The 25,285-nt window shown below is 65.5% G+C and carries 24 protein-coding genes; 13 read left to right on the top strand and 11 right to left on the bottom strand.

Annotation, left to right across the window (positions count from 1 at the left end; all coding sequences use genetic code 11):
• Window positions 1–5: 5 nt before the first annotated feature.
• Window positions 6–305 (top strand): hypothetical protein, encoded by a 300-nt coding sequence (locus U5A89_RS19565; protein ID WP_338162673.1) that lies wholly within the window; start codon window positions 6–8, stop codon window positions 303–305.
• 43 nt (window positions 306–348) lie between these two features.
• Window positions 349–690, top strand: coding sequence for an acyl-CoA thioesterase (locus tag U5A89_RS19560; protein ID WP_338163122.1), 342 nt, complete (start codon window positions 349–351; stop codon window positions 688–690).
• Here the strand turns inward: U5A89_RS19560 and U5A89_RS19555 are convergent.
• The 6 genes from U5A89_RS19555 to hisS all read right to left on the bottom strand — a co-directional run bounded on the left by U5A89_RS19555 (window position 687) and on the right by hisS (window position 8,594).
• A complete protein-coding gene (locus tag U5A89_RS19555; RefSeq protein WP_338162672.1) occupies window positions 687–2,219 on the bottom strand; it encodes a DUF4139 domain-containing protein in 1,533 nt (510 codons plus the stop codon). The genes U5A89_RS19560 and U5A89_RS19555 overlap by 4 nt on opposite strands.
• A gap of 122 nt (window positions 2,220–2,341) precedes the next feature.
• Window positions 2,342–3,769 (bottom strand): DUF4139 domain-containing protein, encoded by a 1,428-nt coding sequence (locus U5A89_RS19550; protein ID WP_338162671.1) that lies wholly within the window; start codon window positions 3,767–3,769, stop codon window positions 2,342–2,344.
• A 150-nt stretch (window positions 3,770–3,919) separates the two neighbouring features.
• A complete protein-coding gene (locus U5A89_RS19545; protein WP_338162670.1) occupies window positions 3,920–4,864 on the bottom strand; it encodes a DUF4167 domain-containing protein in 945 nt (314 codons plus the stop codon).
• 309 nt (window positions 4,865–5,173) lie between these two features.
• Window positions 5,174–6,004, bottom strand: coding sequence for a peptide chain release factor N(5)-glutamine methyltransferase (prmC, locus tag U5A89_RS19540; protein ID WP_338162669.1), 831 nt, complete (start codon window positions 6,002–6,004; stop codon window positions 5,174–5,176).
• Window positions 6,005–6,110: 106 nt separating this feature from the next.
• A complete protein-coding gene (gene prfA / locus U5A89_RS19535) occupies window positions 6,111–7,205 on the bottom strand; it encodes a peptide chain release factor 1 (RefSeq protein WP_445190677.1) in 1,095 nt (364 codons plus the stop codon).
• Window positions 7,206–7,331: 126 nt separating this feature from the next.
• Window positions 7,332–8,594 carry a histidine--tRNA ligase gene (gene hisS, locus U5A89_RS19530; RefSeq protein WP_338162668.1) on the bottom strand — a complete coding sequence of 421 codons (1,263 nt, stop codon included), beginning with the start codon at window positions 8,592–8,594 and terminating at the stop codon, window positions 7,332–7,334.
• A 142-nt stretch (window positions 8,595–8,736) separates the two neighbouring features.
• Here hisS and U5A89_RS19525 point away from each other — a divergent pair, with 142 nt between their 5' ends.
• Together U5A89_RS19525 and ppa are read left to right on the top strand one after the other, a co-directional pair.
• Window positions 8,737–10,656, top strand: a complete 1,920-nt coding sequence (locus U5A89_RS19525; protein WP_338162667.1) for a M61 family metallopeptidase — start codon at window positions 8,737–8,739, stop codon at window positions 10,654–10,656.
• Window positions 10,657–10,693: 37 nt separating this feature from the next.
• A complete protein-coding gene (ppa, locus tag U5A89_RS19520; protein ID WP_338162666.1) occupies window positions 10,694–11,236 on the top strand; it encodes an inorganic diphosphatase in 543 nt (180 codons plus the stop codon).
• A gap of 158 nt (window positions 11,237–11,394) precedes the next feature.
• Here the strand turns inward: ppa and U5A89_RS19515 are convergent, their stop codons facing one another.
• On the bottom strand, window positions 11,395–12,540 hold the full coding sequence (locus U5A89_RS19515; protein ID WP_445190676.1) for an aminotransferase-like domain-containing protein: 1,146 nt from the start codon (window positions 12,538–12,540) through the stop codon (window positions 11,395–11,397).
• Window positions 12,537–12,857: a GntR family transcriptional regulator gene (locus U5A89_RS21405; protein ID WP_445190675.1), complete on the bottom strand. Its 321-nt coding sequence runs from the start codon at window positions 12,855–12,857 to the stop codon at window positions 12,537–12,539. Before U5A89_RS21405 ends, U5A89_RS19515 begins: the two co-directional genes overlap by 4 nt.
• A 90-nt stretch (window positions 12,858–12,947) precedes the next feature.
• On the opposite strand from U5A89_RS21405, the gene yczE reads away from it, so the two are divergent.
• Both yczE and U5A89_RS19505 read left to right on the top strand, forming a co-directional pair.
• Complete coding sequence (gene yczE, locus U5A89_RS19510; RefSeq protein ID WP_338162665.1) at window positions 12,948–13,547, top strand: membrane protein YczE; 600 nt, start codon at window positions 12,948–12,950, stop codon at window positions 13,545–13,547.
• Between the two features lie 104 nt (window positions 13,548–13,651).
• Window positions 13,652–14,158 (top strand): DUF1993 domain-containing protein, encoded by a 507-nt coding sequence (locus U5A89_RS19505; protein WP_338162664.1) that lies wholly within the window; start codon window positions 13,652–13,654, stop codon window positions 14,156–14,158.
• Here U5A89_RS19505 and U5A89_RS19500 read toward each other — a convergent pair.
• Complete coding sequence (locus U5A89_RS19500; RefSeq protein WP_338162663.1) at window positions 14,155–14,649, bottom strand: hypothetical protein; 495 nt, start codon at window positions 14,647–14,649, stop codon at window positions 14,155–14,157. The two genes, U5A89_RS19505 and U5A89_RS19500, sit on opposite strands and share 4 nt — an antisense overlap.
• Before the next feature lie 87 nt (window positions 14,650–14,736).
• Between U5A89_RS19500 and gyrB the strand changes: the two genes are divergently transcribed.
• From gyrB to U5A89_RS19485, 3 genes are read left to right on the top strand one after another with little or no spacing between them, the layout of a single operon-like run.
• On the top strand, window positions 14,737–17,244 hold the full coding sequence (gene gyrB, locus U5A89_RS19495; protein ID WP_338162662.1) for a DNA topoisomerase (ATP-hydrolyzing) subunit B: 2,508 nt from the start codon (window positions 14,737–14,739) through the stop codon (window positions 17,242–17,244).
• Between the two features lies 1 nt (window position 17,245).
• On the top strand, window positions 17,246–17,794 hold the full coding sequence (locus U5A89_RS19490; RefSeq protein ID WP_338162661.1) for a DNA-3-methyladenine glycosylase I: 549 nt from the start codon (window positions 17,246–17,248) through the stop codon (window positions 17,792–17,794).
• Window positions 17,763–18,311, top strand: coding sequence for a membrane-like protein (locus U5A89_RS19485; RefSeq protein WP_445190674.1), 549 nt, complete (start codon window positions 17,763–17,765; stop codon window positions 18,309–18,311). The genes U5A89_RS19490 and U5A89_RS19485 overlap by 32 nt, the downstream gene beginning before the upstream one ends.
• A gap of 78 nt (window positions 18,312–18,389) precedes the next feature.
• Here U5A89_RS19485 and U5A89_RS19480 read toward each other — a convergent pair whose 3' ends face one another.
• The gene (locus tag U5A89_RS19480; protein ID WP_338162660.1) at window positions 18,390–20,819 is read right to left on the bottom strand and encodes a ligase-associated DNA damage response DEXH box helicase; all 2,430 of its coding nucleotides are present in this window, start codon (window positions 20,817–20,819) and stop codon (window positions 18,390–18,392) included.
• Window positions 20,820–20,967: 148 nt separating this feature from the next.
• Between U5A89_RS19480 and U5A89_RS19475 the strand changes: the two genes are divergently transcribed.
• From U5A89_RS19475 to U5A89_RS19465, 3 genes are all read left to right on the top strand, one after another.
• The gene (locus U5A89_RS19475; protein ID WP_338162659.1) at window positions 20,968–21,165 is read left to right on the top strand and encodes a hypothetical protein; all 198 of its coding nucleotides are present in this window, start codon (window positions 20,968–20,970) and stop codon (window positions 21,163–21,165) included.
• Window positions 21,166–21,309: 144 nt separating this feature from the next.
• Window positions 21,310–22,647 (top strand): cystathionine gamma-synthase family protein, encoded by a 1,338-nt coding sequence (locus tag U5A89_RS19470; RefSeq protein ID WP_338162658.1) that lies wholly within the window; start codon window positions 21,310–21,312, stop codon window positions 22,645–22,647.
• A gap of 3 nt (window positions 22,648–22,650) precedes the next feature.
• Complete coding sequence (locus U5A89_RS19465; RefSeq protein WP_338162657.1) at window positions 22,651–23,586, top strand: 2-hydroxyacid dehydrogenase; 936 nt, start codon at window positions 22,651–22,653, stop codon at window positions 23,584–23,586.
• A 224-nt stretch (window positions 23,587–23,810) separates the two neighbouring features.
• On the opposite strand, the gene U5A89_RS19460 is transcribed toward U5A89_RS19465, so the two are convergent.
• A complete protein-coding gene (locus U5A89_RS19460) occupies window positions 23,811–24,551 on the bottom strand; it encodes a hypothetical protein (protein WP_338162656.1) in 741 nt (246 codons plus the stop codon).
• 256 nt (window positions 24,552–24,807) lie between these two features.
• Here U5A89_RS19460 and U5A89_RS19455 point away from each other — a divergent pair, with 256 nt between their 5' ends.
• On the top strand, window positions 24,808–25,254 hold the full coding sequence (locus U5A89_RS19455) for a DUF3576 domain-containing protein (RefSeq protein WP_338162655.1): 447 nt from the start codon (window positions 24,808–24,810) through the stop codon (window positions 25,252–25,254).
• Window positions 25,255–25,285: the final 31 nt, after the last annotated feature.

The following is a 25,285-nucleotide window of genomic DNA, read 5'->3' as shown; positions in this document are numbered from 1 at the left end:
AAGGGATGACGCGCAAACAGGCTTTGGATGATCCGCAGATTGCCGCAACCGCCTGGGCGCGGTTCCGGCAAATCATGGCCTGGATGGCGCTGGGCGGTGCAGTCTGCGTCGGTCTGGCGCTACTGTTCCTGCACTGGCGGTCGGGCGACATGCCGATCCATATGGTGATCGCGACGATATTGGGCGTATGGCTGACCTTCATGCTGGGCACCGGGCTGATGGCGCTCGCCTTCCTGTCGAGCGGGACGGGTCATGACGAACAGGTGATCGACAGGCTGAAGGACGAGGTGCCACTTGACGACTGAGACGGCAACATATGGCGCGCGGGGCGAAGTCGTGCTGCGGCTGATGCCCCGTTTGAGCGACATCAACAGCAATGGCCATATTTTCGGCGGTTGGGTGCTCAGTCAGATGGACATCGCCGGCGGCATCGTGGCGTCGCGCATCGCCCAGGGGGCGGTGGCGACCGTGGCGATCGAGCGCATGACCTTCATCACGCCGATCCTGCTGGGCGATGTCGTGTCGGTCTATGCGCAGGAGGAGCGACGCGGGCGTACATCGGTCGCGATTCGCATCGACGTGGTGGCGACGCGCGGTCTGGACATGGACGAAGTGGTGTTGACCAGCGGACTCTATACGTTCGTGGCGCTGGATGCGAACCACCGCCCGCGGCCATTGCCGAACGCCTAACGCGCCAGACGCTCGCCATAGGACCGGGCGATCGTGTCATTGGCGGGGATGGTGGCGCGCCAGATCCAGCTATTGCCGCGCCGTTCCATGTCGGTCGGGCGCGGCGTGATGTCATGGGGGATGGTGACTTCCGCCGTCACCGCGAATGGCCGGGCGTTGCTGAGCGTGATCGTCCAGGCGCGTTTCTTGCGCGATTGCGCTGACAGCCGTGCGGCGACGCGGACGTCCGGGCTGAGCGCCAGGTCGTAATCGACGCGTTCGCCCTCCGCCTTGTCGCCGATATCGGCTTCGCCCGCGAGCAGGCGCTGGCCGCCGACCTCTTCGAAGATCGCGACCCGGCCGGATGGCATGGCGAGGCCCAGACCATGGTCCTTCCGGTTCTGGAGCCGCAGTCGCAGCGTCATCGGCCGCGATTCGCCCTGGCGCTCGTCATAGCCGATGGTCGCGGCATAGAGGCGTTCCGCCTTCACGTCCGGCTGACGCAGCAGGGCGACCTGCTTTTGCGCATTGGCGGCGACATCGACGGTCACCGGGACGCGGTAGAGTTTGAGATCGCCGACATCCTCCGGGGGTGGTGGGGGCGGCGGCGGCGGTGGGGGCGGCGGGGCGGGCGCGGCCATGGTGACGCGGTCGGTGCGGCGGGACGAGGTCACGACGATATCCTGCGCCCCCTCCATCATCATCGCGGCGGGCGGGCCGTCCACCGGGAACATATCCCAGCGCGGATGCGTGCTGGTGACGTCCATCGGCCAGCAGGCGAGGCGCAGCGGGCCGCCGGTCGGGCGGGGCTGCGGCCTGCGGCCCTGCTTGTTGGGCTGGCCCGCGATGACGCTCAGTTGCGCGTCGGGGAAGCCGGTGACGCCGCCATTGGCGACCGTCAGCCAAGCCATCAGGTCCAGCGTCCTGCCATCGTCGGCCATGTCCGCGACATAATTGGCGGCCCAGTCGAACCCTTCGGCGAGATAGGTGAGTTGCAGGCGGGCGCGGATCGGGCGGTCGCTGGTCGCGATCACCGACAGGGTCGGGCGGGGCGACAGGTCGGCGGGCGCCCGGGGATAGAGCATCCGTTCGGGCAGGCCGCTGCAGCCCAGCGTCTCATAGCCCTGCGCAGTCTTCAGGATCACGCCGCCGGTCGGCCCGGCGCTGATGATCGCGTCCTGCTCCGTCACCTTGCCGGTCTTGCGGTCGGTGCGGCGCAGGGTGACGCTGCGTTTCAAATAGGCGTCGACCAGCCCGGCGGGGGACAGCAGCCGGGCGTCCCGGTTCTTTTCCCGCACGCCGCGCGGCAGGCCGGACAGGATCGCGGTTTCGGGCATCAGCCCTTCGGCAACGCCTTCGAAGCGGATCGTCGATTCGCCCTGGGGCAAATCGACCTCACGCATTTCGGTGATCAGCGCATAGCCGCCCGGCCAGTTGCGGTCGATCGCGCCCTTCGCCCGGCCCGGTTCGCGATAGACGGTGACGGCGACCGAATTGGCTTTGGCGGAGAGGACGGTGCCCGCCTGGGCCGACGCAGCGATCGTCAACAACAATAGCGTCAAAACATAGCGTGTTCCCGCGAAGGCGGGAATCCAGTTCCGACGGTGCAACTGGGTTCCCGCCTTCGCGGGAACACGAGGTCGATGGTATGGAAGCCGCATTGCGACCGACTTCAATAACGCGAATCGAAGGTGACGCTGAGGTCGACCGTGCCGTTGGCGGGCACCGGTACGCTCCATTCCATCCGGTCGGCCGAGATGCGCTTGCCTTCCAGGCTCTGGGCCGTGACGCGGGTATCACCCCACAGCCCCTGCTGCGCCAAGTCGATCGTCACCGGTTCCGCGCGGGCGTTGGTGAGGGTGTAGCGCATTTTGGTTTCCCAGCGCGCGCTGCCCTTGCGGGTGCGCTGTTCGACGGTGGGCCGGACTTTCACGTCGAAGGCTTCGCCGGTGCGCAGCGCCATGGACGAGCCCATCGGCGTATGGTCGATATTGTTTTCGCCAATGAATTGCGGATTGCCGCGCGCGTCGCGCATATAGACGCGGATCGCGCCGGCGGGCAGTTGGTCGCCCAGGCCGCCCTGTTTCGAGGTCGAAAATTTGAGTACGCTCGATGCGCTTATCGGATCGGCGGAACTGCCAAGCCAGCCATTGAGATATTCATAGGTCGCGCGGGCCGGGGCGCCCTTGACGTCGAGGAAGCTGACCTGCTTTTGCTGGGCGTTGGCGATCGTGGTGCGCGCGGCGAGCGGGTAGAGATAATAGTCGCCCAGCCGTTCGCGCGGGCCGCTTTCCGTGCCGGCTTGGTCGATCGCGCCGCTGCCGACCCCACCCGACGCCTGCCACCAGTTGTTGCGGCCGCCGCCATTGGCCGGGTTGCCCGCGACCAATATCGTCTTGGCGTCGGTGAAGGTCGTGCCGGTGTTGTTGGTGAGCGTTACCCAGCCCTGCATGTCCATCGCGCCCTTTGCCGCGTCGAACAGCGCGACATAGTCGGCGGTCCAGCCGAGATTGGGCGTGAGGTAGGAGAGGCGCGCCGGCACCGTGCCGCCGCGATCCGCCTGCACCGTGACCGACAGGGTCGGGCGGGCGCGCAAATTGGGCGGCACCCGGTCGAAGATGACGCGGACGGGCAGGCCATCGTCGCGCAGCACCTCTATCCGCGTGCCGATCTGGAGGACGATGCCGCCATTGGCCGCCAGGATCTTGGCGCGCTCACGCGTTTCCGCGCCGGTGGCGGGATTGGTGCGCAGCAGCGTCACCTCCTGCCCGACCGCCTTGTCCATCAGCTTGTCGGGCGACAGCAGATCATAGTCGAAATTCTGTTCGACGATGGCAAGGCCGGGACCGGACAGGTTGACCGTTTCGGGCCGGATGCGCGCCGATACGTCGGGAAATTCGATGCGATTGCGCCCCGCCGTCACCGGCAGTTGGCGATCGTCCTGCACCAGCGACTGGCCATTATTATAGATGGTGACGGCGACATCGCCCTGCGCGCTCGCGCCGGTAGGATCGGCGGCGCTTTGCGTCTGGGCGGACAGAGGAAAGGCCGACAGAGGCAGGACGGGCAGCAGCAAGGACAGCAGGCGCGCGGCTTTCATCGGCATCTCTCCAGATAGGACGATGCCTTAGTGCCGGATCGCGGCAGGGTTGCAAAGCAGGCTTTTGTTACGCGGCGACCGAAAAGCCGCGGCCATGAAAAAGGGGACGGCGCGTGGATGGCGCCGTCCCCTTTTTTTCCTGTCGATCGCTTATTCGGCGGCTTCGGTCGCCGGACGGACGCGGCGGGTGCGCTTCTTGGGCGCGTCCTCGGTCGCTTCGGCGTCATTGTCGGCGCGGGCGATCGATGGCGGCAGCACCGTCAGGTCCAGCCCTTCGCTCGCTTCGCTGTCGGCCACGACCTTGCGCGGGCGGCCACGACGCGGGCGGGGCGCTTCGGCTTCGGGCGCAGTCGCGGCTTGGGGCGCTGCGGCGGCAGGCTGGGGCGCGGGTTCGGCGGCGGGGCTGCCGGTCGGTCCCTCTACGCCCATTTCCTGCTGCACCGGCACGTTGCCGTCGGCGTTGAAGCGTTCGCGGCGCGGACGGTCGCGACGGATGCCATTGTTACGCCCGTCGCGCTGGTCGCGGTTGTCGCGCGGTTCGCGGGCTTCACGATTGTCGCGATTATCGTCCTGCCGTTCGGAGCGACGATCCTGGTCGCGAGGCGCCTGATCGCGCTGACCTTGGTCGCGCTGGCCCTGATCTCGCTGACCTTGGTCGCGTTGCCCCTGTTCGCGCGGAGCACGATCATAGCTGGTCTGTTCCCGCGGGGTGCGGTCATAGGCGTGCTGCTGGTCGGTGCGGAAATCGTCGGCATTGTCGAAGCCGTTGTCGAAATCATCGCCATCCTGGTCGAAATTCTCGTCGCGGTTGCGCGGGCGGGGCTGTTGCTCCTCCTGACGGGCGCGATTGTCGGCCAGCACGCGGAAATAATGATCGGCGAACTGGAGATAATATTCGGCGTTCACCCGATCGCCCGCCATCTGGGCATCGCGCGCCATGTTCCTGTATTTCTCAAGAAGCTGGGTCGCGTTGCCGCGCGCGCGGTTGTCGATGCGGTTACCGTTGTCGCCACCGCCCCGGTTGTTGCCGTTGGGACGTCCGTTGTTATTGTTCCGGCCGCGATTGCGGCGGCCGGCCTGCCGGTTGTTGATCAAGACATGATCCTTGCGTTCGCTATGACATCATTGGCTGAAAACACTGTTCAGTCGCCATCCCAAAGCGGCCTGTCCTTCAGGCCGGATACGGCTCCGCCACGGCATGATCCTTTTTCGGACCATTCCCCGACTGCCAGCAGCGCTTGCGCAGCGAGCGCCGTCATGACTTTAAGGAGCAGGAAACTGGCCTTTTCTATCAATGACCTAAACGATCATGTCACAAGATAGAGCCGTTCCTAAGGCCGATGTAGTGGCTTTCGCACCATAAACCAAGCAATTTTCGCTTGATTGATAGTAAATCGGTCGTTTCTAGGCAGGATGGGTGGCGATCAGGCAGCGATCATGGCCGATTAAATCGCGCCGTACCGCGACATATAGCCCCTGATCGCGCAGCAACGCGCCGACACTGTCCTTTTGGTCATAGCCGATCTCGATCGCCGCCATGCCGCCCGGCGCGATCAAACGAGGCAGGTCGGGCGCGATACGGCGATAATCGTCCAGCCCGTCCGCTCCGGCGAACAAGGCGCTTGCCGGTTCGCGCAGCACATCGCCCGTCAGGGGCAGGTCCGCGACGATATAGGGCGGGTTGATCAGCAACAGGTCGAACGCCCCTGTGACGCCGGTTGCCCAGTCGCCCGGCCGGAAATCGGCGCGGTCGGCCATGCCCAGCCGCGCGGCATTGGCCTGCGCCACCGCCAGCGCCGCAGCGGACGCATCGATGCCCAGGCCGCGCGCGGTGGGCCACTGGTCGAGCGCGGCGAGCAGCAACGCGCCGGAGCCGGTGCCAAGGTCGAGGATCGTGGCGGGCGGGCGGGCCGAGAAATGGTCCACTGCCGCCTCGATCAGCGTTTCGCTGTCCGGGCGGGGGATCAGCGTGTCGGGCGTCACGGACAGGCTGATCGTCCAGAAATCGCGCGTGCCGGTGATATGGGCGATCGGTTCGCCCGACAGGCGGCGGTCCAGCAGGGACGCGAAGGTCGCAGGAACGGCGAGGTCACGCTGGCGCAGCAACAGGTCGCGCCGCGACAGGCCCAGCGCATGGGCCATCAGCAGTTCGGCGTCCAGGCGGGCGGTGTCGCTTGCGACAGCGAGTTGGACGGTTGCGGCGCGCAGGGCGTCGGGGACGCTTTCGATCGTCATTCCTGCGCAGGCGGGAATCCATCTCCAGACGGCGCATCAGGGACGGACTGTTGGGAGATGGGTCCCCGCTTTCGCGGGGATGACGGAAAAATGCTGTGCCGGTGTCTCACGCCACCCCGTCCAGCTGCGCCAGGCGCGCGGCTTCGTCTTCCGCGACCAGCGCGTCGATGACGTCGGCCAAGCCCGGCCCTTCGAGAATTTCGGGCAGGCGGTGCAGGGTCAGGTTGATGCGGTGGTCGGTGACGCGGCCCTGAGGGAAATTATAGGTGCGGATGCGTTCGGAGCGGTCGCCCGATCCCACCATCGCCTTGCGCGCGCCCGCCTGTTCGCTCTGGGTGCGTTCGCGTTCGGCTTCGTAGAGGCGGGCGCGCAGCACCTGCATCGCCTTCGCCTTATTCTTGTGCTGCGATCGTTCATCCTGCTGGATGACGACGGTGCCGGTGGGCAGATGGGTGATGCGCACCGCCGAATTGGTGGTGTTGACGTGCTGCCCACCTGCGCCCGATGCGCGGTAGATGTCGATCTTGAGGTCGCCATCGGCGATCTGGACGTCGACTTCCTCGGGTTCGGGCAGGATCGCGACGGTCGCCGCAGAGGTGTGGATGCGCCCGCCGCTTTCGGTCGCAGGGACGCGCTGGACGCGGTGCACGCCGCTTTCGAACTTCAGCTTGGCGAAGACGCCGACGCCGTTGATGCTGGCGACCACTTCCTTGAAGCCGCCGACTTCGGAAGCATTGGCGGTCATCAACTCCATCTTCCAGCCCTGGGTATCGGCATAGCGCTGATACATGCGGAACAGGTCGCCCGCGAACAGGGCCGCCTCGTCGCCGCCGGTGCCGGCGCGGATTTCCAGCATGGCGGGGCGGGCATCGGCGGAATCGCGGGGCAGCAACTGCAGCGCCAGGGCGCGTTCGGCCTGAGGCAGCTGGCTCTTGAGCAGCTGCATTTCCTCCTGCGCCATTTCGCGCATCAGGGGGTCGGCATCGGGATCGTCGCCGCCACCTGCCATCACGTCGAGCGCGGCCAGTTCCTGGCGCAGGCGGCGCACTTCATGCGCGGCTCTGGCGACCGGCTCGATCTCCGCATATTCCTTCGACAGCTTCACGAACGCATCGGGCGCGAGGTCGGCGCGCGTCATCGACGCCTGCACCTCGTCCCGGCGCGCCTCGATCTGCGCGATGCGTTCGGGGGAGATGTGCATCAGGCACGCACCTCGAAGCCGTTCGGGCTGAGCCTGTCGCAGCCCGTTGCTTTCTGGAAGAAGAAGAGCCCTTCGACAGGCTCAGGGCGAACGGAGGTAGGGATGCGTGATTGACGGAGATACGCATCAGAGCGCCGTCACCGTTGCTATCAGCGCGTCCAGCGTAACGGCCTGCTGCTGACCCGTGCCCAGATTGCGCACGGACGCTTCGCCCCGCGCCAGTTCATCATCGCCCAATATGATCGCCCAAGACGCACCAGACGCATTGGCGCGCTGCATCCGCTTCTTCATATTGCCGCGAAAGCCCATGTCGCAGGCGACGCCAGCGCGACGCAGATCGGCGATGATCCCGGTCGCCTTCGCTTCGGCCGCTTCGCCCATGGGGATGAGCACAACCGTCGGCTTGTCGATATCCGGCGCATCCACCAGCATCGCCAGCCGCTCGATCCCCGCTGCCCAGCCGACCGCCGGGGTCGCGGGGCCGCCCAGATTTTCGATCAGGCCGTCATAACGCCCGCCGCCCAGCACGGTGCCTTGTGCGCCCAGCCGGTCGGTGACGAACTCGAATGCGGTGTGGCGATAATAGTCGAGGCCGCGGACCAAGCGGGCGTTGCGTTCCCAGGCCACGCCTGCAGCATCCAGGCCCGCCGTCACTTTTTCGAAGAAGCTGCGCGCTTCGTCGGTCAAATAGGCGTCGATGTCCGGCGCGCTGTCGGCGACCGGGCGGTCGCGGGGGTCTTTGCTGTCGAGGATGCGGAGCGGGTTCTTGGCCAGCCGTTCGACGCTGTCTTCCGACAATTCGCCCCGATGCCCCTCGAAATGGGCGATCAGCGCCGCGCGCCAGGCGTCGCGGCTTGGTCCGTCGCCCAGCGTGTTGAGGGTGAGCGTCACGCCGTCTTCGATGCCCAGTTCCTTGAGCAGCTGGTCGGCCATCACCAGCAGTTCCACGTCCGCGCCCGGTTCGCCCGCGCCGATGATTTCGGCGTCAAGCTGGTGGAACTGGCGGAAGCGGCCCTTTTGCGGGCGTTCGTAGCGGAACAGCGGGCCGTGGGTCGCGACTTTCAGCGGCGCATATTGCTGCCAGCCTTCGGTGATATAGGCGCGACTGATCCCGGCGGTAAATTCGGGGCGCAGGGTGATGCTGTCGCCGCCGCGATCTTCGAACGTGTACATTTCCTTGGACACGACGTCGGTGCTTTCGCCCAGCGAGCGGGCGAAGACGGCGGTGGATTCGAACACTGGCACTTCGACCCGCTGGAATCCGTAGAGTTTGCGCACCCGGTCGAACGTCGCGACGACATGGGCGAAGCGTTCCGCAAACGCCTCCGTGGTGCCGCCCAACATGTCCTGCGTGCCGCGTACCGGACGCGGTGTTTCGATCTTCGCCATGGGGCAGCGCCTTTAACGGCAAATCACCCCCATGGAAACGCGCTTTTTACAGCCGTCCATCAGGGGGTGGACGACGACGCCCGCCCTCGCCATGCTAGGGGCATATGGGCCGTCCGGCCCCGCTGAATTTCTGGAGACCTCTATGATCCGCAGCCTTGCTGCCGCCCTTTGTCTTTCCACGGCGATCGCCAGCCCGCTGTTCGCGCAGGCCGCGATCCGGTCCAAGCCGACCGCGCTGCCGGTCAACGATGCCACGCCTGCACCAAAGGACATCCCCTATCCCGGCGGCGCGATCCGCCTAGAGGTTGATGCGACCGACACGGTGCAGCGCATCTTCCGCGTGAAGGAAACGATCCCGGTCGCCGCGGCCGGGGCGCTGACATTGATGATGCCCGCCTGGCTGCCGGGCAATCATGCGCCGCGCGGGCAGATCGAGAAGTTGACGGGCCTGACCTTTACCGCCAACGGCCAGCCGGTGACGTGGAAGCGCGACCCGCTCAACGTCTATGCCTTCACCATCGACGTGCCGCAGGGCGTGACGGAGGTCGTCGCGCAGTTCCAGTTCCTGTCCGCGACCCAGCCTGCCCAAGGCCGCGTAGTCGTGACGCCCAAGATGCTCAATATCCAATGGGAAAGCGTGTCGCTCTATCCGGCGGGCTATTATACGCGCCAGATCCCGATCCAGGCGACGGTCACCTATCCCGCAGGATGGCAGGCGGCGACCGCGCTGCGGGGCACGAAGAGCGGCAATGCCGTCGCCTATGAAACGATCGATTATGAGGCGTTACAGGATTCGCCGGTGTTCGCGGGCACGCATTTCAAGGCAGTGGACCTTGGCAATAATGTGACGCTGAACCTGGTCGCGGACGATGCCGACGAACTGGATTACAAGCCCGAGCAGATGGCCAAGCACAAGAAGCTGGTCGCCGAAGCGGGCGCGCTGTTCGGCACCTATCATTTCAACCATTATGACTTCCTGCTCGCCATCACCGACGAAATGGGCGGCATCGGGCTGGAGCATCATCGGTCTTCCGAGAATCAGGTCGAGCCGGGCTATTTCAAAAGCTGGGACAAGGGCGAGGCGTTGCTAGACCGCAACCTGCTGCCGCATGAATTCACCCATAGCTGGGACGGCAAGTTCCGCCGCCCCGACCTGCTGTGGACGCCCGATTTCAACGTGCCGATGCAGGATAATCTGCTGTGGGTCTATGAAGGGCAGACGCAATTCTGGGGCTATGTGCTGGGCGCGCGGTCGGGGATGTTCAGCAAGCAGGAGACGCTGGACGCCTATGCCCAGATCGCGGCGAAGCTGGACACGGCGGTCGGGCGGCAGTGGCGGCCGATGGAGGACACCACGCTGGACCCGGTCATCTCCGCCCGTCGGCCCAAGGGCTGGGTCAGCTGGCAGCGGTCCGAGGACTATTACAATGAAGGCCTGATGATCTGGCTGGAGGCCGACGCGATCATCGCCAAGGCGACGCGCGGGAAGAAAGGGCTGGACGATTTCGCCAAGGCCTTTTTCGGCATCAATCCGGGCGACTGGGGGCAGGTCGTCTATAATCGCGGCGACGTGATCAAGACGCTGAACGACATCGCGCCCTATGACTGGGCCGGTTTCTTCCAGAAATATGTCGACAGCACGACGAAGGAGACACCCAAGGGCGGCTTCATCCTGGGCGGCTACAAGCTGGTCTATGGCGAGGAACCGGGCGCGATCACCAAGGCGGCCGAGGGCGCGAGCAAGGCGGTCGACCAGAGTTTCGGCATCGGCGCGATCGTCAAGAATGACGGCGAAGTCAGCGGCGTCGTCTGGGACAGCGCGGCGTTCAAGGCGGGCCTTGTGACGGGCGCGAAAATACTCGCGGTCAATGGCGATGAATTTTCGGGCGACGCATGGAAAGCGGCGATTAAGGCCAAGACGCCGATCCAGATCATCCTGAAACAAGACAAGTATTATCGTGTTTTGACCCTCGATTATTCGGGCGGGCTGCGCTATCCGCGCCTGGAAAAGACAGGAGAGGGTGAAGGCAGCCTCGACAAGCTGCTTAAAGCCAGAACGTGACTCACCCGCAACGCAACATGAAGCAAAAGGCGTTTCCATGAACATCGAACTGATCCCGGTCGGCGACGATCCGCCCAACAGCCTGAACGTCATCATCGAAGTGCCGGTGGGCGGCGAACCGGTGAAATATGAATTCGACAAGGCCAGCGGCGCGCTGTTCGTGGACCGCATCCTGCACACGCCGATGCGCTATCCCGCCAATTACGGCTTCGTGCCGCACACGCTGTCGCCCGATGGCGATCCGCTGGACGCGCTGGTCATCGCCCGCTCGCCCTTCGTCCCCGGCTCCGTCGTGCGGGCGCGCCCGATCGCGGTGCTGAACCTGGAAGACGAAGCGGGTGGCGATGAAAAGCTGGTCTGCGTGCCCGACAACAAGACCTTCCCTTATTATGCCGACATCAGCGAGAAGGACGACCTGCCCGGCATCGTGATGGAGCAGATCGAGCATTTCTTCACCCACTATAAGGATCTGGAAAAGACCAAGTGGGTGCGCATCGGTACGTGGGGCGGGGCAGACGACGCCAAGCAGATCACGCTGGAAGCGATCGCGCGCTATCAGGCGAGCAAGAAGGCGGACTGAGGTCTGTTTCCTGGTGAACAAAAGGCCGCGCGGAGCGATCCGCGCGGCCTTTTCATTATATATGTGCCGTGTTGCCGCGCAGGCGGGAATCCGGTTCAAACGGCGGGACTGGGTTCCCGCCTGCGCGGGAATACGCAGCATTCAATGCTGGCGCCCGCTCAAATCAACCGGTCCGCGTCTAGCGCCATCGCCAGCGAATCGCGGCCCTTGGGCATGCGTGCGTGGAGCCGGGCGTCGGCTTCCACCAGCCGTTCGACGCCGATGGCGAGTTGCTCTTCGGGCAGGGTGAAGGGCAGGCGTAGGAAGCGTTCGAAGGCGCCGCTGACGCCGAAGCGCGGGCCGGCGGCGATGCGGACGCCCAGGCTTTCCGCCAGTGCGGCCAGCGCCGTCGCCTCCGCACGCGGCAGTTCGGCCCAGAGCGACAGGCCGCCCGCGGGCGATTCGACGTGCCAATGGGGCAAGCGCCGCTCGATCAGGCCCAGCAGATGATCGCGTCGGCCGCGCAGCAGGTCCGCCCGCTCGCCCAAGCCGACATCGGCGTCGATCAGCTGGGCGACCGCGATCTGTTCGACCACCGGGCTGGCCATGTCCATCGTCGTGCGCAGGCGGCCGAGCGCTGCGACCGTCTGCGGATCGGCGCGAATCCAGCCGACGCGCAAGCCGCCCCAGAAAATCTTGCTGGCCGACCCCAGGGTGATGACCTGTCGCCCCGACGGATCGTGCATCGCGACGGGCGGCGGCGGCGCGAAATCCAGGCCCATCGCCACCATGGTTTCGTCGACGATCAGCGGCGTATGGGTGCGCGCCGCGGCGGCGACCAGCGCGCGGCGCGTGGCCGGGTCCATGCTGCGCCCGGTGGGGTTATGGAAATCGGCGATGACATAGGCGAAGCGCGGGCTGGTCTGGCGGAAGGCCGCCTCCATCGCGTCCACGTCCCAACCTTGGCGCGGCAGGCCGACTGGCACCGGCACGACATGGGCGCGTTGCAGCGCCTGGATCGCATTATGATAGGTGGGATGGTCGATCACGACGCGGTCGCCCGGCCCCGCCAGCCATTGCAGCAGCAGCGAAAAACCCTGCTGCGCGCCGTTGGTCACCATGATCTGGTCCGGCGATGTCGGACAGCCGCGCCGCTCATAATGGGCGGCGATCGCGCGGCGCAGCACCGCCAGCCCCAGCGGATCATAGCCTAGGTCGCCCAGATAGGCGGGCAGCGCCTCCACCGCATGGGCATAGGCGCGCGCGACGCCGGGCGCGGCGGGCAAGGCGGCGTGGGTCCAGTTGAGCAGATTGCCGCCGGTCATCGGATCGATATCGTCAGCGGGCGTTTCGGCGCGGCCGGGGGCAGGCGGGTGACGCTGCCCGATCCCTGTCGGCTTTCCAGAAACCCTTCGTCGCGCAGCCGGTCGAAGGCGGCGGCGACGGTCGTGCGCGACAGGCCCAGCGCGGCGGCCAGTTCGCGCTCGCCCGGCAACCGGACGTCCAAACCCACGCGCCCGTCCAGCACCAGCATGCGCAGCGCCTGCGCCAATTGGCGATAGGCAGGCTGCGCGCTGTCCTGCGCGCGCCAGGCGCCCAGCAGGCGCAGCAGGGACGGGGGACGCAACAGGGAAGTGGACATGGGGATCAATCCAATCTTGTCATCGATACAGGCCATTTACGCGCGATTGGCTGTTTTGGAAAAGGCCAGTTGCGCGGAATAAGCCTGCCCATGATGACCCATCGCCTTTTCCAGCTGTTCTGGGGCTTGTGCCTCTACGGATTTTCCATGGCGCTGATGCTGCGCGCCAATCTGGGCCTCGATCCCTGGGATGTGCTGCATCAGGGGCTTGCGCCCCGTCTGGGCCTCAGCTTCGGCATGACGGTCAATCTGATCGGCGCGGTCGTGCTGCTGCTCTGGTGGCCGCTGCGCCAGCGGCCGGGGGTGGGCACGGTCGCCAACATCCTGGTGATCGGAACGGCGGTGGACCTGTCGCTGATGATCCTGCCGGTGCCCGAGGGTCTGTGGCTGCGCGCGGCGTGGCTGGGGGCGGGGATCGTCCTCAACGGGATCGCCGGGGGCGCCTATATCGGCGCGGGGATGGGGCCGGGGCCGCGCGACGGGCTGATGACCGGGCTGTGCCGCCGCACCGGTTGGCCGGTCAAATGGGTGCGGACGGGGATAGAGATTGGCGTGCTGGCGATCGGCTGGCTGTTGGGCGGCACGGTGGGCGTGGGCACGATCGTCTATGCCGCGACGATCGGCTGGATCGTCCATCACGCGCTGCCCTTTTTCCGCATCGCCGCGCCGGAGCGCCCGGCGCAGGCATGAGGGCGGTTTCGCCTTTTGGCCCTCATGGCATTGATACCGACAGCGGCAGGCATATCTAAGCGGCGAGGCCAACACCGGCATCAAAACAAAGGGGGGACGCCCACATGGCGACCGCATTATATGAGCTGACCGTGCCGATGTTCATCCGCGGGCTGACCGCGCTGTCGGGCCTGCTCGCCAAGGGCGCGGCCTATGCCGCCGAGAAAGGCATCGATCCCGCGACGCTGACCGGCGCGCAGCTGGCGGCGGACATGAAGCCGCTGACCGCGCAGGTGCAATTCGCCTGCGACACCGCCAAGGGCACGGTGACGCGCATCGGCGAACTGGAGCCGGTGGCGATGGCGGACACCGAACAGACGTTCGAAGAGTTGCAGGCGCGCATCGGCAAAACGATCGCCCTGCTGGAAGCGGTGCCGCGCGAACGGATCGACGGGCGCGAGGATGCGACGGTGGTGCTGAAACTGCCCAATGGCGAAATTCCCTTCACCGGCCGCAGCCATGTGCTGACCTTTTCGCTGCCCAATTTCTATTTTCACATGACGACGGCCTATGCGCTGTTGCGCCAGGCGGGCGTGCCGGTCGGCAAGATCGATTTCCTGGGCGGGGTTTAACCCCCGATCAGCCGCACATAGGCGCTGGCGACCCAGCCGCTGGCGCAGGGACCGGCATAGGCTTGCCTGCGGTCCACAGGGGCGCCGACCCCGCAATCGGTGGCGGGGGCCGTCCCGTCGGCACCGGGCGCGGGCGGGACGACGACGCCCAGCCATTTCTGGTCCAGGCTGCGGGTGCAGACGAAAGCGCGCTGCCCTTCCGCCAACCGCGCCAGTTGTTTGGAATCGGCAAAGGGCGCGGCGTGCAGGTTGAGGCCGTCCGGCCCGGGGCGCACGACCTGGCCCAACCCGCCGCACGCATCGAAGCGCGCGCCATCTTCGCCGATCATCACCGGCCGCGCGACCGGTGCATCCATGCGGCTTTCGGGCACATCCTCGCGCGGGGCACCCGCCAGTGAACTGTTGGGCAGCTCTTCATAGACGTCGGTGCTTTTCGAGCAGGCGGAGATCAGCAGCATCGAAAGCAGCATCAGGGCAGGGGCGGTACGCATGAAAGCGATGATAGACCGCGCCCGACGCCAGCGGAACCCGCTATGTTTCGCTTTAGTTTTCGGGGCGCTTTCCCTATATGCTCGTCCATGAGCGAAGAACCCGTCAACTCCCCCAACAGCAATGAATATGGCGCCGACAGCATCAAGGTGCTCAAAGGCCTGGACGCGGTGCGCAAGCGCCCCGGCATGTATATCGGCGACACCGACGATGGATCGGGCCTGCACCATATGGTGTTCGAGGTTTCCGACAATGCGATCGACGAAGCGCTGGCGGGCCATTGCGACCTGATCACGATCACGCTGAACCCCGACGGGTCGGTCAGCGTCGAAGATAATGGCCGCGGCATCCCGACCGGCATCCACAAGGAAGAAGGCGTGTCGGCGGCCGAGGTCATCATGACCCAGCTGCACGCGGGCGGGAAGTTCGAGAATACGTCGGACGACAATGCCTATAAGGTGTCGGGCGGCTTGCATGGCGTGGGCGTGTCTGTGGTGAACGCGCTGTCCGAATGGCTGGACCTTAATATCTGGCGGGACGGTAAGGAACATTATATGCGCTTCGCCTTTGGCGATGCGACGTCGCCACTGGAAGTGATCGGCGATGCGCCAGAAGGCAAGAAGGGGACGCGCGTTACCTTCCTCGCCAGCATGGAAAAGGCGCCGGGCGACGGCGCGACGTTCAAAAACCATACCGAATATGATTTCGAGAAGCTGGAGCATCGCTATCGCGAGCTGGCGTTCTTGAACAGCGGCGTGCGCCTGTTCCTGGTCGATGCGCGGCATGAGGAAAAGAAAGAGATCGAATTGTTCTACGAGGGCGGGATCGCCGCCTTCGTCAAATATCTCGACCGCAACAAATCGGCGATGATGCCCGAGCCGATCGCGATTTCGGGTACGCGCGACGATGTCACCATCGACGTCGCGCTGGAATGGAACGACAGCTATTATGAAAATGTGCTGTGTTTCACGAACAACATCCCGCAGCGCGACGGCGGCACCCATCTGGCCGCGTTCCGCGCGGCGCTGACCCGGACGCTCAACAATTATGCGGAAAAATCCGGCGCGCTGAAGAAGGAGAAGGTCAGCCTGACCGGCGAGGACATGCGCGAGGGGCTGACCGCGATCGTGTCGGTCAAGCTGCCCGATCCCAAATTCTCGTCCCAGACCAAGGACAAGCTGGTCAGTTCCGAAGTGCGCCAGCCGCTCGAAAGCCTGATGGCCGACAAGATGGCCGAATGGCTGGAGGAAAATCCGGCGTTCGGCAAGATGATCGTACAAAAGGTGATCGACGCCGCCGCCGCGCGTGAAGCCGCCAAGAAAGCGCGCGAACTGACCCGGCGCAAGGGCGTGCTGGATATCGCGTCGCTGCCCGGCAAGCTGGCCGATTGCCAGGAGCGCGACCCCGCCAAGTCCGAACTGTTCCTGGTCGAGGGCGATTCGGCGGGCGGATCGGCCAAGCAGGGACGCAACCGGCATAATCAGGCGATCCTGCCCCTCAAGGGCAAGATCCTGAACGTCGAGCGCGCGCGGTTCGACAAGATGCTGTCGTCCAAAGAGGTCGGCACGCTGATCCAGGCGATGGGCACCGGTATCCGTGATGACTTCAACCTGGAAAAGCTGCGTTACCACAAGATCGTCATCATGACCGACGCGGACGTGGACGGCGCGCATATCCGCACGCTGCTGCTGACCTTCTTCTATCGCCAGATGCCGCAGATCATCGAGGGCGGGCATCTCTATATTGCCCAGCCGCCGCTCTATAAGGCGACGCGCGGCCGCTCCGAAGTGTACCTCAAGAACGAAGCGGCGCTGGAGCAATATCTGGTCGACAATGGCGTCGATACGATGGCGCTGGAAACCGGCGCCGGGCCGCGCACCGGCGACGATCTGCGCAGCCTGATCGAACATGCCCGCCGGATGCGCGCGGTGATGCGCTATGTGCCGCGCCGCTATAATCCCGCGATCATCGAGGCGCTGAGCCTCAACGGCGCGCTCGACCCCGAACTGTCGACGCAGGCGCAGGCCGAACGGCTGGCCGCGACCGTCACCTGGATGGGGGCGCAGGATGTCGAAGGGCGCTGGAGCGGCAGCGTCGCCGAAGAGGGCGGCTTCCATTTCCAGCGAGCCTGGCGCGGCGTCACCGATCATCATGTGATCGAGGGCGGTTTCGTCGGATCGGCCGAAGCGCGCAAGCTGCACAGCATCGCGGCCGAGGACGCCAGCAGCTATCTGACGCCGAGCCGCCTTATTTCCGGCAAGGCTGTTGCCGCGGCGGAGGACGCGGGCGCAGACGACCTGCCCGCTGCGCCGACCAAGGGCGCGATGGTGACCCGGCCAAGCGAATTGCTCGACGCGATCCTGACCGCCGGGCGCAAAGGGCTGGCGATCCAGCGCTACAAAGGGCTGGGCGAAATGAACGCGGAACAGCTGTGGGAAACCACGCTGGACCCGGACAATCGATCGATGCTGCGCGTCGAAGTCGAGCAGGCGGATATCGCCGACGAGATTTTCAGCCGCCTGATGGGCGAAGTGGTCGAACCGCGGCGCGAATTCATTCAGGACAATGCGCTCAACGTCGCCAATCTGGACGTATAATATGCCGGATCGGGTCCGGTGCGGCTGGTGCGGCACGGACCCGCTCTATTGCGCCTATCATGACGATGAGTGGGGCGTGCCGCAGCGCGATTCGCGGATGCTGTGGGAAATGCTGATGCTGGAGGGGTTTCAGGCGGGCCTGTCCTGGATCACCATCTTGCGCAAGCGCGAGGGGTTTCGCGCAGCCTTTGCCGGATTCGATCCCGATGCCGTGGCCGCCTTCGGTCCCGACGATGTCGAGCGGCTGATGGGCGATGCGGGGATCGTCCGCGCGCGCGCCAAAATCGAAGCGACGATCACTGGCGCGCGGATATTTTGCGCGATGCGCGACGCTGGCGAGGATTTTGCGACCTATGCCTGGTCGTTCGTGGACGGCACGCCGTTACAGGGCGATGGCGTCACATTGCCCGCGCAGACGCCGCTGTCGCAGGCGATTTCCAAAGACCTGAAAAAGCGCGGCTTCAAATTTGTCGGCCCGACCATCTGCTATGCGTGGATGCAGGCGGTGGGGCTGGTCAATGACCATGCCGCCAGCTGCTTCCGGCGGTGAGGGCGTGAGGCTGGCGCTGCTTCTGCTGCCGCTGCTTGCCGCCTGTAGTGACGATGGCGCGCCGACGACCAAGCAAGCGCGCGTTGCGGCAGCGCCGACGGTCAGCGCGCCGATCAACGAAGGCGACAGCTCCAACGCGGCGATCGCCACCCCCGCGCCGCCGCCTGCCGTGGTCCGACCCAAGCCTTTGGTTTCACGTGGAACACCGCCGCGCCAGACCAGAGGGCCGGACTATAGCGCGATCGGCACCGAACCCTTTTGGGCGGTGATCGTCCGGGGATCGACCGCCACGTTGCAGCGCCCGGATCATGCGCCGCTGCGCTTTACCATCCGCGTGGACAATGACGGCAGGGCGGTTCGCTATCTGGGTGACGGCTTTGCGATGACCCTGACCGAAGGGCCGTGCAGCGACGGCATGAGCGACGCGATCTGGTCCGACCGGGTGCAGGTGGCCTTTGCCGAGGGTGTGCTGAAAGGGTGCGGCGGGGTGCGGGAGGATGAGGGCTACGCGCCGTAGGAGCGGCTTGGTCCTTTGCCGGTCAGAAAACCGGACTGGGTTCCCGCCTGCGCGGGAACACGGAAACATCGGGGCGCGTCAGTCCGCCCGCATCGCTTCGGCCACCAGCGCTTCGGCTTCCATCAGCAGCGCATCCTCCGACGCGGCCTGCGCCACATGCTCGCGGCCGATCAGGATCAATGCCGGGACCGCAAGCGGGCTGACCCGGTCGAGCGTGACATGCAACATGGTCTGGCTGGCCCGGTCGATCAGGTCGCCCAGCCGCCCGACATCGGTCATCCGCGCCCGCGCGTCCGCCCAGGCGGCCTTGAGCAGCAGATGGTCTGGCTGATATTTGCGCAGCACATCGTAGATGAGGTCGGTGGAGAAGGTGACCTGCCGTCCGGTCTTGCGCTTGCCGGGATGCTGCCGCTCGATCAGCCCGGCAATCACCGCCACGTCGCGAAAGGCGCGCTTCAGGAGGCTGGATTGTTCGACCCAGTCGACAAATTCATCGTCCAATATGTCGGCGGAAAACAGGCGCTGCGGATCGGTGATGGGTTTGAGGCCGTAGACCGCCAGCGCATAGTCGTTGGACACGAAGCCCAGCGGCATCAGCCCCTGGCTCTCCATCCGGCGGGTCAGCAACATGCCGAGCGACTGATGCGCGTTCCAGCCTTCGAAACTGTAGCAGACCAGATAATGGCGCCCTTCATGCGGGAAGGTTTCGATCAACAGCTGGCCGGGCTGGGGCAGGGCGGAGCGCAGCTTCTGCATCTCCAGCCATTCGCTCACATCGGGCGGAAAGCGATGCCATTCCTGCGGTTCGGCCAGGAAATGGCGCACCCGATCGGCCAGGCGGGTGGACATCGCCATGCGGCTGCCGCCCCAGCTGGGGATGCGCGCCTGTTTCGATGTCGCGCGGACGGTGAGGTCGGACGTGTCCATCCGCACCACCTCCAGCGCCATGCCGGAAAAGAAGAAGCTGTCGCCGGGGCGTAGTTGCGCGGCGAAGCCTTCCTCCACCGTGCCCAGCTTGCGGCCATTGGCGAAGCGCACGGCGAGCGCAGGCTGATCGACGATGATGCCCGCGTTCAGCCGATGCTGCTGAATGAAGCGCGGGTGGGAGACGCGCCACGTGCCGTCGGCGTCCTGCGCCAGCCGCTTGAACCGGTCATAGGCGCGCAGGGCGTAGCCGCCCCCTTCGATGAAATGCAGCACATGGTCGAACGCGTCGGCCGTCATCCCGCTATAGGGGGTGGCGGAGCGTATTTCGTCCAGCATCTCTTCCGCCCGGAACGGCCCGGCGCAGGCGAGGCCCATGACATGCTGCGCCAACACGTCCAAGCTGCCGGGGCGGAAATCGTCGGCGTCCCGCTCGCCCGCCTCGACCGCATCCAGGGCGGCGCGCGCCTCCAGATATTCGAAGCGGTTGCCGGGGATCACAATCGCCTCGCTCGCCTGGTCGAGCCGGTGATTGGCGCGGCCGATGCGCTGGAGCAAGCGGGACGACCCCTTGGGCGCGCCCATCTGGATCACGCAATCGACATCGCCCCAATCGACGCCCAGATCGAGCGAGGCGGTGGCGACGAGCGCGCGCAGCTTGCCCGCCGCCATTGCCGATTCGACCTTGCGCCGCGCCTCGATCGACAGGCTGCCATGGTGGATGGCGATCGGCAGGTTTGCGTCGTTCGCCGACCATAATTCCTGGAAGATGAGTTCGGCCAGGCCGCGGGTGTTGCAGAAGACCAGGGTCGTCTGCCGCGCCTCAATCTCCGCCATCACCTGTTTGGCGGCATATTTGCCCGAATGGCCGGACCAGGGGATGCGCCCTTCGGGGATCAGAATGGCGACGTTCGGCTCTGCGCCCGCTTCGCCCAGCACCGGCGTGACCGTGTCGATATCGCCGTCGGGCGCGAGCCAGGCGCGATAGGCATCGACGTCGGAGACGGTGGCGGACAGGGCGACGCGGCGCAGGCCTGGATTGATCGCCTGCAACCGCGCCATCGACAGGCTGAGCAGGTCGCCGCGCTTCTGCGTGGCGAAGGCATGGACTTCATCGACGATAACGGTGCGCAGGTCCGAGAAGAGCAGGGCGCTGTCGGGATAGCTGAGCAACAGCGAGAGTGATTCGGGCGTGGTCAGCAGGATGTGCGGCGGGCGTACCCGCTGCCGCGCCTTGCGATCGGACGGCGTGTCGCCGGTGCGTGTCTCGACGCTGATCGGCAGCCCCATCTCCTCGATCGGGGTCAGCAGGTTGCGGCGCACATCGACCGCCAGCGCCTTCAACGGCGAGACGTAGAGGGTGTGCAGCCGGTCGGTCGGATGAGCGATCAGGTCCGCCAGGGTCGGCAGGAAGCCCGCCAGCGTCTTCCCCGCACCCGTGGGGGCGACCAGCAGGGCGTGGGCACCCTGCTGCGCCGCGTCGAGCATTGCCATCTGGTGCCGACGAGGCCGCCAGCCGCGCGTCGCGAACCAGTTTTCGATGGGGCTGGGGAGAAGCGACATGCCATGGATGTAGGGTGCCATGGCCCCCCTGTCACCGCCTGCGCGCTTTGCCACGGCGTTGCTGTCCTGTTAGAATGGCTGTCGTCGTTCAACGCTGCGCGACGCCCTGTCGAGTCGGGCGTATAGCCGTGTCGCGCCGCATGCCCCACGGACGAGAGGAGCCTTACCCATGACCGAGACGACCGACCCGAAGACCATGCCGGATATGTTCTTCGACATCTGGTTCATGCCCGCCGCCTTCTGGACCCAATGGTGCGGATTCTACGCCCAGACGCTCAATCTGGTGCCATGCTGGACCGATCGAGGAATGTTCACCGCAAAGGAATCGCCGGTCGATGTGGAGGTGGAGGAAGGGCTGGTCGCCTGACGGCAGGATCGGTGACGCGGAATAATCATATAGCGACAAGAAATAATCTTGCTCGACCCTCTGGTCCTTTCCCGTCGCCCTGCATTACACTCCGGCCCATGACAGCGGCGCGCCAGACGTAGCCGCAAGCAGGAGATATAGGATATGACCGGCGACACCCCCGATTTCACCGAGGCCGACCTGACCGGCGTGGACGCGCCGCGCAACCGCCGCCGTCCCAAGGCGCCGATCATGGAAATCGACGGCCGCAAATTGAAGCCCGCTACGCTGATGATGGGCCATGGCTATGATCCGACCCTGTCGGAAGGGTCGTTGAAGCCGCCCATCTTCCTGACCTCCACCTTCGCCTTCGAAAGCGCGGCGGCGGGCAAGCGCCATTTCGAAGGCGTGACCGGCATCCGCCCCGGCGGATCGGAGGGACTGGTCTATTCCCGCTTTAACGGTCCCAATCAGGAGATTTGCGAGGATCGGCTGTCGGTATGGGAAGAGGCGGAGGATGCGCTGCTCTTTTCCAGCGGCATGTCGGCGATCGCCACCACCTTGCTGGCGCTGGTCCAGCCCGGCGACGTGATCGTCCATAGCGCGCCGCTCTATGCCGCCACCGAATCGCTGATCGGGCGGATATTGGGCAAGTTCGGCGTGCAATGGCTCGATTTTCCGGCCGGCGCGACCGAGGAAGAGATTGGCGCGGTGATCGAAAAGGCCAAGGGGCTGGGCCGCGTCGCGCTGCTCTATCTGGAAAGCCCGGCCAACCCGACCAATGTGCTAGTCGACGTGGAGGCGGTTGTCGCGCGGCGCGACTCGCTGTTCGCGGGCGCAGAGCATGTGCCGCCGATCGCGATCGACAATACGTTCCTGGGGCCGTTGTGGCACAAGCCGCTGGCCCATGGCGCGGATCTGGTGATCTATAGCCTGACCAAATATGCCGGTGGGCATAGCGATCTGGTCGCGGGCGGCGTGCTGGGGTCCAATGCGCTGATCAACGGCATCCGCCTGATGCGCAACACGATCGGCACAATTCTGGACCCGCATAGCGCCTGGATGCTGCTGCGGTCGCTGGAGACGCTGGAATTGCGGATGAGCCGGGCGGGCGAAAATGCCGAAAAGGTCTGCGCCTGGCTCAAGAACCAGCCGCAGGTGGAAAAGATCGTCTATCTGGGCTTTCCCGAAACGGAGCGCCAGGCCGACATCTATCGCCGCCACTGCACCGGCGCGGGATCGACCTTCTCGCTCTACCTTAAAGGGGGTGAGGCGGAGGCTTTCGCTTTCCTCGACGCGCTCAAAATCGCCAAGCTGGCGGTCAGCCTGGGCGGCACGGAAACGCTGGCGAGCCATCCGGCCGCCATGACGCATCTGTCGGTTCCGGCGGAACGCAAGGCGGCGTTGGGTATCGGCGACAACATGGTGCGCATCTCGATCGGCTGCGAGGATGCCGACGATCTGATCGCCGACTTCGCCCAGGCGCTGCTACAGGTCGGCTAAGCCATGGCCCGCCCGTTGCTGTTGGTGGGCCAGCCCTTGCTGGCCCCCGTGCTGCCGCTGTTGCGCCCGAACTATGATGTCGTTCCGCTGTGGGATTCGCCGTCGCCGGATCAATTGGTCGGCGTCGACGCGCTGATCTGGGCCGGTGAATTTCCGCTGGATCGCACGCTGCTGGATGCGATGCCCAGGCTGCGCCTGATCGCCTGCTTTACCGTAGGCTATGATGGCGTCGATCTGGCGCTGGCTCGGCAGCGGGGCATTGCCGTGGCCCATGCCGGGAACGCCAATGCGGAGGACGTGGCCGATCATGGTATCGGCCTGATACTGGCCCATCGCCGCTGGATTGTGGCAGGCGACCGCCATCTGCGCGCGGGCGAATGGACCGGGGAGGCCAAGACGCGCACCCGGTCGATAGGCGGCGCGCGACTGGGTATCGTCGGCATGGGCGCGATCGGCATCGCCGTCGCCGAACGGGCGCAGGCGATGAAAATGGCGATCGGTTGGTGGGGACCACGGCCCAAGCCCTCGCTGCCCTGGCCCCGGGCCGATAGTCTGGCGGCTCTGGCGCGAGACAGCGACATAATGCTGGTCGCGGCCCGCGCCGACGAGGATAATCGCGGCATGATCGACGCGCCGATTCTGGACGCGCTGGGACCGGACGGGCTGCTGGTCAATGTCGCGCGCGGACAGTTGGTGGATGAGGTCGCGCTGATCGATGCGCTTCGGGATGGACGCCTGGGGGGCGCGGCGATCGATGTGTTCGATCCTGAACCCACGGACCCGCGCCGCTGGGCCGATGTCCCCAATGTGGTGCTGACCCCGCATACCGGCGGCGCGACGCATGAGGCGGTGGGGCGGATGGCGCAGACGCTGTTGGCAAATCTGGCGGCGCATTTTGCCGGAGAGCCTTTGCCGTCACCGGTGCCGATGGACGGTTAGCGCAGGAAGACTTTGCCTTGGCCGCTCGGTTCGGGCGAAGTCTTCAACCAACAGCCGAAGGCCGGGGTCCAGTTCCGCACTATGGGCTGGATCCCGACCTTCGCCGTGGAACGGCCCGGCGGTTCTGATGAGTCATCATCATCTCGCTTTGGTATAAGGCGAGTCGATTTACGAGCGATCAGATTCCGTTCCGTCGATCAAGACGATGCGACGGCATCAATCGATCAGAATTTGAAGATGGTGCCCAGATAGACGGCCTGGCTGTCCTGGCGCTCGTCGGTCATCGGGGTCAGGCGACCCGCCATGCCGTTATTGTAGCGCACGCCGGCCGTGACGTTCAGGTTGCGCGTCAGCGAATAGGAGCTGGCGAGATCCAGCGAATAATCCTTGTCGCCCGACGGGTTGCGTACGGTCGCGGCCCCACCGGCGCTCGGTTCACGACGGCTTTCGATCAGCACCTTGGTGCTGAAGCGATCCTTCTTGCCGTCATCCAGCGAGAAATTCTTGGCATCGACCATCGTTTCGACCGGCACCGGGTCCAGCGCCTTGCGGCCGACCGCGTCGGGCAGGGCGAACTTGCGCCAGTTATGCGCACCGTTCAGGCTGAACGCGACGGGCTTGATATCGATCGTATCGAAGCTGCGGCTGACCGCCATCCGGTCTTCACCCGCCGCACGCACCATCACGGTAACCGAGCGCTGGCCGCTCAGCGAGCCGCTGGTCGGCGTGAAACGAAAGCCCTGGCGACCCGCCGACGCAGCGACCTTCGCATAGGCGGCGGCCAGGCGCGGATCCTTGATCGTGGGGGTAAAGGAAGAAATGCTACCCAAAGCGCCCAGCGAAACCGGCGCGTCGGCCCGTGCGCGGACAAAATCGGTCGCGGCGCCGAACGCCGGAGACAGCATGAACCCGGCAACGGCCAATACCGCGCCCGTTCCAGCTAAATGTCCCCAAGTTCCACGCATGACCCGATTCTTTTCCCCGACGTTATATCTTGCGTAACGCTCTACACCCGCAAAGCCTCCACTGACTAGAGGCACAACGCCTTTTTATCGTAGCTGTTGCACGGAACACACAGGTAAAAAGGCGTAGGCGGGAGCGTTACCATTGCGCCCTATGGTGCGCCCCGTCGCGCCACTGCGTCGCGCCCTCTTGCCCCCCGCCGCACGGCCACTATAGAAGCGGTGAGTTTCTCGTCTTTTTCAAGCTAGGACATGCCTGATGGCCCGCCGTCTTCCTGCCTTCGCAACCACCGGCCTGCTGCTGGCCGCGCTTATGCCGCTCGCTGCCTGCGGCGGCGGCGCCAAGGACCGGCCCAAGGCCGATATCGCCGCGTCGAAGGTTACGACGATCGGCGTCAACGCCTATCTGTGGCGCGCGTCGCTCGACACCCTGTCCTTCATGCCGATGGTGCAGACCGATTCGAACGGCGGCGTGATCGTCACCGACTGGTACGCCAATCCCAACACGCCGGGTGAGCGGATGAAGCTGACCGTGTCGATCCTGGATCAGGATCTGCGCGCCGACGCACTGCGCGTCGCGGCCAGCCGCCAGGTCAATCAGGGCGGCCAGTGGGTCGACGCGCCGGTTGCGGCAGCCACCGTGCAGAAGCTGGAAGAAGTCATCCTGACCAAGGCGCGCGACCTGCGCCGCACGGCGATCGGCTGACCCCATCCTTTCTGGGTGTCATCGGCGCCCT

Origin of the sequence: Sphingobium sp. HWE2-09, from assembly GCF_035989265.1 — a bacterium.
Taxonomy (GTDB): Bacteria; Pseudomonadota; Alphaproteobacteria; order Sphingomonadales; family Sphingomonadaceae; genus Sphingobium.
Note: the sequence above shows the minus strand (reverse complement) of the source record. Positions and strands in the feature narration are given on the sequence as shown.

Bases quoted from the DNA above. Each gene is read 5' to 3' on its own strand.
- gyrB (WP_338162662.1), top strand. From the start codon at position 14,737: ATGAGCGAAGAACCCGTCAACTCCCCCAACAGCAATGAATATGGCGCC.
- prmC (WP_338162669.1), bottom strand. From the start codon at position 6,004: ATGACGATCGAAAGCGTCCCCGACGCCCTGCGCGCCGCAACCGTCCAA.
- U5A89_RS19515 (WP_445190676.1), bottom strand. From the start codon at position 12,540: ATGACCGGCGGCAATCTGCTCAACTGGACCCACGCCGCCTTGCCCGCC.
- U5A89_RS19485 (WP_445190674.1), top strand. From the start codon at position 17,763: ATGACCATGCCGCCAGCTGCTTCCGGCGGTGAGGGCGTGAGGCTGGCG.
- U5A89_RS19560 (WP_338163122.1), top strand. From the start codon at position 349: ATGCCCCGTTTGAGCGACATCAACAGCAATGGCCATATTTTCGGCGGT.
- U5A89_RS19460 (WP_338162656.1), bottom strand. From the start codon at position 24,551: ATGCGTGGAACTTGGGGACATTTAGCTGGAACGGGCGCGGTATTGGCC.
- U5A89_RS21405 (WP_445190675.1), bottom strand. From the start codon at position 12,857: ATGTCCACTTCCCTGTTGCGTCCCCCGTCCCTGCTGCGCCTGCTGGGC.
- U5A89_RS19505 (WP_338162664.1), top strand. From the start codon at position 13,652: ATGGCGACCGCATTATATGAGCTGACCGTGCCGATGTTCATCCGCGGG.
- ppa (WP_338162666.1), top strand. From the start codon at position 10,694: ATGAACATCGAACTGATCCCGGTCGGCGACGATCCGCCCAACAGCCTG.
- U5A89_RS19525 (WP_338162667.1), top strand. From the start codon at position 8,737: ATGATCCGCAGCCTTGCTGCCGCCCTTTGTCTTTCCACGGCGATCGCC.
- U5A89_RS19455 (WP_338162655.1), top strand. From the start codon at position 24,808: ATGGCCCGCCGTCTTCCTGCCTTCGCAACCACCGGCCTGCTGCTGGCC.
- U5A89_RS19565 (WP_338162673.1), top strand. From the start codon at position 6: ATGACGCGCAAACAGGCTTTGGATGATCCGCAGATTGCCGCAACCGCC.
- U5A89_RS19465 (WP_338162657.1), top strand. From the start codon at position 22,651: ATGGCCCGCCCGTTGCTGTTGGTGGGCCAGCCCTTGCTGGCCCCCGTG.
- U5A89_RS19470 (WP_338162658.1), top strand. From the start codon at position 21,310: ATGACCGGCGACACCCCCGATTTCACCGAGGCCGACCTGACCGGCGTG.
- U5A89_RS19550 (WP_338162671.1), bottom strand. From the start codon at position 3,769: ATGAAAGCCGCGCGCCTGCTGTCCTTGCTGCTGCCCGTCCTGCCTCTG.
- U5A89_RS19475 (WP_338162659.1), top strand. From the start codon at position 20,968: ATGACCGAGACGACCGACCCGAAGACCATGCCGGATATGTTCTTCGAC.
- U5A89_RS19480 (WP_338162660.1), bottom strand. From the start codon at position 20,819: ATGGCACCCTACATCCATGGCATGTCGCTTCTCCCCAGCCCCATCGAA.
- yczE (WP_338162665.1), top strand. From the start codon at position 12,948: ATGATGACCCATCGCCTTTTCCAGCTGTTCTGGGGCTTGTGCCTCTAC.
- U5A89_RS19500 (WP_338162663.1), bottom strand. From the start codon at position 14,649: ATGCGTACCGCCCCTGCCCTGATGCTGCTTTCGATGCTGCTGATCTCC.
- prfA (WP_445190677.1), bottom strand. From the start codon at position 7,205: ATGCACATCTCCCCCGAACGCATCGCGCAGATCGAGGCGCGCCGGGAC.
- U5A89_RS19490 (WP_338162661.1), top strand. From the start codon at position 17,246: ATGCCGGATCGGGTCCGGTGCGGCTGGTGCGGCACGGACCCGCTCTAT.
- hisS (WP_338162668.1), bottom strand. From the start codon at position 8,594: ATGGCGAAGATCGAAACACCGCGTCCGGTACGCGGCACGCAGGACATG.